The following is a 6559-nucleotide window of genomic DNA, read 5'->3' as shown; positions in this document are numbered from 1 at the left end:
GGCGAGGGGTCTTGCGGGTGGAATTCCGGGGGTGGGCGAGGGGTCTTGCGGGTGGAATTCCGGGCCGGGCAAGGGGCCTTCCGGACAAGTTAGGGTAGCCTAAGTTCATGCTGGCTACCGTCCCGGGCCGCGAACGCGGCGAAGCGCCCCCGGCGCTCCGATGGGCCGAGCCTTCGGCGGGCGGCGCCGAAGTGTCCGCCCCCTATCTGCTCACCACCGCCGTCCTCGACGGATCCCCGCCGGCGGCGCCGGTCGTCTCCGGTGTGCACGCCCACTGGGACGGGCTCCTGGTCTGGCCGCACCACGGTTCGCTGACGCTGTACACCCCCAACACCGTGCGCCGGCTCGTACCCGGCCAGGGGATGTGGCTGCCGCCCGGCACCCCGCACGACTCCACGGGCGATCTCGGCGGGGTCAGCTGCTACACCTACGTGACCCGGGCGGCGATACCGCCGCACTGGACCGCCCCGCGCCCGCTGCGGGTGCGACGCGCCCTCCAGGAGATGCTGCTCCACCTCGACGCCACCTCGATGCCCGACGATCTGCGGCTGCGGACCCAGCGCGTCGTCATCGAGCTGCTGGAGGAGGATCCCCGGCCGGCCATCGAGGTTCCCGTCCCCGGGGACGGGCGGATCCGGGCACTGGCGGACGACGTCATGCGCGATCCGGAGAGCGAGCTCTCGCTGGAGGCGCTGGCGGCACGGCACGCGCTGAGCGTGCGTACCGTCAGCCGGGCGTTCGGCCGCGATGTCGGCATGTCCTTCGCGCGGTGGCGTTCGCTGGTGCGGATGTCCGCTGCGACGACGATGCTGGCGCAGGGCCGGTCGGTGAGCCTGGTCGCGCACCTCAGCGGCTACTCCACGACGAGCGCGTTCTCCGCCGCCTTCCGCCGGGTGACCGGGATCAGCCCGACCGGGTATCTGCGCGAGCGGACGGTTCCGGCGCAGGCCGGTCACTGAGTCCGCCTCCGGTCGTGCGAAAGGGCCCCCGCCCCGGCGGGGGCCCTTTTCGTATGCCCGCAAGGTGCGCTCGTCCGGGACGGCCGGTGGCCGGCGATCCGATGCCTGGCCGAATCTCGACACATCGTGGCCGGTCCGCGCCCCCTGAGGGTGGCTCCGTTCCCTAGCGTTCATTCAGGTGAGGGTTACCTAAGTCGAGATGTGGGTCCGGCCGCACGCGTGCCGGCCCGTCGTGGTCGCCCTCCCTGTACACCCGCCGTCGCACCACCGCGACGTGCACAGATCCGAGGAGAAGCATGTCCAGATCCATCCCGGCCGGTCGCGGGCCGGGCGCCGTGGCGCGCCTCGTGGCGCTGGCGGTCGCGGCCGTCGTCGTGCTGGCGGGCTGCGGCAGCGGCACATCCGAGCCGGACTCGGCGAAGGCGAAGACCGGTGCGGCCTCGGGCAGCTTCCCCGTGAGCATCAAGCACGGCCACGGGGCCACGACGATCAAGGCGAAGCCCAAGCGCATCGTGGCGGTCAGCTGGATGTCGCTGGACGTGGTCGCGGCGCTGGGCACGGTCCCGGTCGGCGTCGACGAGCAGTGGGGCGGCGACAAGCAGGGCTACACCCCGTGGTTCCGCAGCACGGTCGAGAAGCTCGGCGGGCCGCTGCCCGAGACGCTGAAATACGGTGACGCGGGCGAGATGGACTTCGAGAAGATCCTCTCCCTGAAGCCGGACCTCATCGTCGGGCTGTACTCCGGTATCACCGACGTCGAGTACAAGCGCCTCTCCGAGATCGCGCCCACCCTTCCCTACCTGAAGAAGCCGTGGGACGGCGGGACCTGGCAGGAGATGACCCGCACCATTGGCAGGGCGATGGGCGAGACGAAGAAGGCCGAGAGCCTCGTCACCGACATCCAGGGCCGGCTGGCGGCGGTCGGCGTGGAGCATCCGGAGTTCAAGGGCAAGACCTTCACCTACGGAGTCGCCCTCACCCCCGGGGCGACGGACGTCGGTCTGTATCTCAACTACGACGCCCGCGTCCGGCTGCTGACCGAGATGGGCTTCAAGAACACCCCGTCGATGAAGACGATCGCGTCCACCGCGAAGGGCACCAACTGGTACGGCGGAGTCAGCCTGGAGAAGCTCGACACGATTGAGGCCGACATCTTCGTCGGCTGGGCCAACGGCACGGCCGAGGTCCCCTACAGCCTCAAGGACCCGCTGTTCTCCCGCTGGAAGCCGATCGCCGGGAAGCACTACGCGTTCGTGCAGGACGCGACGCTGGGCATGGCCACCAGCGGACCGTCGGTGCTCTCCATCCCCTGGGCACTGGAGCGCTACGTCCCGATGCTCGCCGACGCCGTCGCGGGCAGGGGCAGCACCGGCGAGGCCGGCTGACCCCGTCCGCCGCTTCCCAGGTGACGCACTCTCCCAAGGACAACGATGACGACCGCCTCACCCACGGGTGACCTCACCACCGGCACGGAGCGCGATGTGCCGTGCCCGCCCGACGGCGCGGGCACGGCCGGGCGCAGCCGGTCCCGCCCGCTGATCCTGCTGACCGCGATCGTGCTGCTGCTCCTGGCCGCCGTCCTCAGTGTGATGGTCGGCGCCCGCTCCATCGCCCCCGGCACGGTGTGGGACGCGCTGTTCCACTTCGACGACTCCGACGAGCACGTGATGGTGCGCGAACTGCGGGTGCCGCGCACCGTGATCGGGCTGGTCGTCGGCGCGGCCCTCGGCCTCAGCGGCGCGCTGATCCAGGCGTTCACCCGTAACCCCCTGGCCGATCCCGGCATCCTCGGCGTCAACGCGGGCGCGAGCCTCGCGGTGACGTTCGCCGTCGCCGTGCTCGGCTGCACCGGCGCCGACCAGTTCATCTGGTTCGCGCTGGCGGGGGCCTTCGGGCTCACCGTGCTCGTCTACACGCTCGGCTCCATCGGCGCCGACCGGGGCAGCCCGGTGAAACTCACCCTCGCGGGAGTCGCGTTCACCGCCGTGTGCGGCGGCTTCACCTCCGCCATGGCGCTCAAGAACACCACCACGTTCGACATCATGCGGTTCTGGGGCGTCGGCTCCATCGGCGGCCGGTCCCTCGACATCCTCCCCGTCGCCCTGCCGCTGATCGGCGCCGGGCTCGTGCTCGGGCTGTGCAGCGCGGGCTCGCTCAACACCCTGGCGCTGGGCGACGACCTCGCCCGGTCCCTGGGCACCCGGCTCGCCCTGACCCGCGTGGTGCTGGTCGTCGCCGTCACCCTGCTGGCCGGGACCTCGGTCGCCGTGGCTGGGCCGATCTCGTTCGTCGGGCTGATGGTGCCCCACATCGTGCGCTGGTTCGTCGGCCCCGACCAGCGCTGGATCCTGCCCGTCACGGTCGTCGCCGCGCCCGCCTTCCTGCTGGCCGCCGACATCGTCGGACGCGTGGTGCTGCCCTCCGGCGAGATGCGGGTCGGCCTCGTCACCGCGCTCGTCGGCGCACCCGTCCTCGTCGCGCTCGTCCGGCGCCGGAAGGTGAGCACCCTGTGACCACCGGAACCACGAAGCCGGCGCCGCCGGAGCGGGTCGACTTCGGGCGGACCGTCTGGACCTGGCGGCGGGCCGGGACGGCGCTGCGCGTCGACCGGCGCTCCGTCCTCGTCTGCGCCGTCCTGGCCGTCACCGTGGCCGCCCTCGGCATCCTCACCCTCGGCACCGGGGCCATCCGGCTCACCCCGGCCCAGGTGCTGTCCGCCCTGTTCGACCCGGACGCGGACCCCCGCGACCGGCTGGTGGTCGTCACCTGGCGGCTGCCCCGGCTGCTGTTCGCGATTCTCTGCGGAGCGGCGCTCGCCATCAGCGGCGCGCTCTTCCAGTCCCTCACCAAGAACCCGCTGGGCTCCCCCGACGTGATCGGCTTCGCCTCCGGCTCGTACGCGGGCGCCAGCGTCGTCATGCTGCTGATCGGCACCGCCAACTACCTGGCCGTCGCGACGGGTTCACTGATCGGCGGGGCGGGGACCGCGCTCCTGGTCTATCTGCTGGCCTACCGCAACGGGCTCGCCCCGTTCCGTCTCATCATCGTCGGGATCGCCGTCGGCGCCTTCCTCAGCTCCCTCACCTCGATGCTGCTGCTCTCCGTCAACCCGCAACAGGCGATGCTGGCGGCGACCTGGGGAGCGGGTTCCCTCAGCGGACTCGGCTTCGAGCAACTGCGGGCGACGGCAATCGTCTTCGTCCTCCTGTTGATCTGCTCGGCGGCGGTGGTACGGCCCCTGGTCCATCTGGAGATGGGCGACGACGCGGCCGTGGCCCTCGGGGTCGACGCGCAGCGCGCACGGTTCGCCGCCACCCTCGTCGGGGTCGCGCTCACCGCGCTCGTGACGGCGGCCGTCGGCCCGATCTCGTTCGTCGCGCTCGCCGCACCGCAGATCGCCCAGCGGCTGACACGGAGCCCCACCACGGTACGGATCGCCCCGGCGGCGCTGACCGGAGCCGCGGTCCTGACCAGTGCCGACTTCATCGCCCAGCGCGTCGACCTGCCCGTGGGCGTCGTCACGGTGTGCGTCGGCGGGGCCTATCTGGCCTGGCTGCTCGCCCGCCAGTACGCGGGGCGGCGCCGATGACCGCACGCCCCCGCCCCCGCCGCACCGGCACCGCCCCGACGCCCCCGCCGCCCATCCGCGAGGAGTACCCGTGACCATCACCGCACACCGCACCCGGACCCCGGTCCCGGCACGGCTGGAGGTGCTCGACGCATCCATCGGCTACGGCCGGCGGCCCGTCTCGGAGCACCTGGACGTCCGCATCCCGGACAAGTCCTTCACTGTTGTCATCGGCCCCAACGCCTGCGGCAAGTCGACCCTGCTGCGCGCCGTCTCCCGGCTCCTGAAGCCCAGCGCGGGAAGGGTCGTCCTCGACGGCCGGTCCATCGCGGAGTACCGCTCCAGGGAAGTGGCGAGGACCCTCGGACTGCTCCCGCAGACATCGTCGGCGCCCGACGGGATCACCGTCGCCGACCTGATCGCCCGGGGCCGTCACCCGCACCAGAAGCCGATGCGCCAGTGGACCGCCCAGGACGAGCAGGCCGTACTGGACGCCATGGCGGCCACCTCCGTCACGGAGCTGTCCGGCAGACCGGTCGACGAACTCTCCGGCGGCCAGCGCCAACGCGTCTGGGTGGCGATGGCCCTCGCCCAGCAGACCCCGATCCTGCTGCTGGACGAACCGACCACCTTCCTCGACATCGCCCACCAGATCGACCTGATGGAGCTGTTCACCGATCTGCACCGCGCCGGGCACACCCTCGTCGCCGTACTCCACGACCTGAACCACGCGGCCCGCTACGCGACCCACCTCATCGCCATGCGCGACGGTCGGGTCGTCGCCGAGGGCGCCCCGCGGGAGGTGGTGACCGCCGCCCTGGTGAAGGAGGTGTTCGACCTGCCCTGCCAGGTCGTGCCCGACCCGGTCACCGGCACGCCCATGGTCGTCCCCCTGGCCCGGCGGCGGGACACCCGGTGAGCCGTTCTGGGGCCGCCCGCAGCGGTGTGCACGGGCCGAACTCCGTCCCGGCGCTGTTCCGGATCGCGCTGCTGCGCGACGGGCGCGGCGGCCGGCTCACCCTCGTCACCCTCGCGTTCATGGTCCACCAGCTGTGCGAGGCGCTGGTGCCGATCCTCATCGGCGTCGTCATCGACCAGGCACTGGCCCCCTCGGACCGTTCCGCCCTGCTCCGGTGGCTCGGACTGCTCGGCCTGGTCTTCGTCGCCCTGTCCCTGTCGTACCAGCGGGCGTCGGCGGCCATGGTGGGCGTCTACGGCCACGGGGAGCACGAGCTGCGGCAACGCGTGATGGCCCGGCTGCTGGATCCGCGATCCCTGCGCCGCCGGCCCGGCCCGGGGGAGGCGCTCTCCCTGGTCTCCTCCGACACCTACCGGGTCGCCGGGGTCTCCTGGAGCGTCGTGCAGCAGGCCTCGACCGTCACCGCGATCCTCACTGCGTCGACGGCGCTGCTGGTGATCTCCGTACCCCTGGGCCTGGGCGTCATCGCCGGCACGGCACTGGTGCTCGTCGTGATGCGCCGGGTCTCGATGCCGCTGGAGGCACGGGGACTGGCCGAGCAGAGTTCGGCGGCACGGGCCGGCGAGGTGGCCACCGACATGATCACCGGGCTCCGGGTGGTCGCGGGCATGAACGCCCGGCCGGAGGCCGCCCGCCGCTACCGGGCCGCCAGCGAGGAATCCAGGCGCGGTGCCGTGGCCGCCTCGCGCTCGGTCCTGGCGTACGGCAACCTCAGCCTGCTGCTGTCCGGGGTGTTCCTGGCCGCACTCGCGACGGCCTCGGGACTCCTCGCCCTCGACGGCTCCATCACCGTCGGCCAACTCGTCACCGTCCTCGGACTCGCCCAGTTCCTCCAGGGCTCGCTGGCGCACGTCGGTACGTTCGCCTCCAACTGGATCCACAAGCGCGCCTCCGCCCGGCGACTGGGCGCTCTGCTGGACGAACCGCCGCTGATCGACCCCGCCGAAGCCGGCACCGCGACCACTGCCGAAGCCGCCGTCGACACCGCGACCACCGCCGAAGCCGAAGCCGAAGCCGAAGCCGATGCCGAAGCCGGCACCCCCGCCCCTGCCC

Annotated in this window: 6 protein-coding genes; all 6 read left to right on the top strand. The window is 72.3% G+C overall.

Translation table 11 applies throughout. The features are described from left to right. Positions 1-107 precede the first annotated feature (107 nt). Positions 108-959 (top strand): helix-turn-helix domain-containing protein, encoded by an 852-nt coding sequence (locus AADR41_RS40565; protein WP_342287340.1) that lies wholly within the window; start codon positions 108-110, stop codon positions 957-959. Positions 960-1255: 296 nt separating this feature from the next. After that, positions 1256-2344, top strand: a complete 1089-nt coding sequence (locus AADR41_RS40560) for an iron-siderophore ABC transporter substrate-binding protein (RefSeq protein WP_342287339.1) — start codon at positions 1256-1258, stop codon at positions 2342-2344. Between the two features lie 45 nt (positions 2345-2389). Beyond that, entirely contained in the window at positions 2390-3472 is a 1083-nt protein-coding gene (locus AADR41_RS40555; protein ID WP_342287338.1) for a FecCD family ABC transporter permease, read from the top strand. Further along, positions 3469-4548, top strand: a complete 1080-nt coding sequence (locus AADR41_RS40550) for a FecCD family ABC transporter permease (RefSeq protein ID WP_342287337.1) — start codon at positions 3469-3471, stop codon at positions 4546-4548. Before AADR41_RS40555 ends, AADR41_RS40550 begins: the two co-directional genes overlap by 4 nt. A gap of 70 nt (positions 4549-4618) precedes the next feature. Beyond that, entirely contained in the window at positions 4619-5446 is an 828-nt protein-coding gene (locus tag AADR41_RS40545) for an ABC transporter ATP-binding protein (protein WP_446751199.1), read from the top strand. Further along, on the top strand, positions 5443-6559 hold a 1117-nt coding region (locus tag AADR41_RS40540), incomplete at its 3' end, for an ABC transporter ATP-binding protein (protein WP_342287335.1). The genes AADR41_RS40545 and AADR41_RS40540, both read left to right, overlap by 4 nt.

It is taken from the genome of Streptomyces sp. CLV115 (assembly GCF_038448545.1).
GTDB classification, from domain to species: Bacteria; Actinomycetota; Actinomycetes; order Streptomycetales; family Streptomycetaceae; genus Streptomyces; species Streptomyces sanglieri.
The sequence above is the reverse complement of the archived record's forward strand: the minus strand, read 5'-3'. Positions and strand labels throughout refer to the sequence as shown.

What these genes read in the sequence shown, in the direction of transcription:
- AADR41_RS40565 (WP_342287340.1), top strand. Translation starts at nt 108, where the DNA reads ATGCTGGCTACCGTCCCGGGCCGCGAACGCGGCGAAGCGCCCCCGGCG.
- AADR41_RS40560 (WP_342287339.1), top strand. Translation starts at nt 1,256, where the DNA reads ATGTCCAGATCCATCCCGGCCGGTCGCGGGCCGGGCGCCGTGGCGCGC.
- AADR41_RS40555 (WP_342287338.1), top strand. Translation starts at nt 2,390, where the DNA reads ATGACGACCGCCTCACCCACGGGTGACCTCACCACCGGCACGGAGCGC.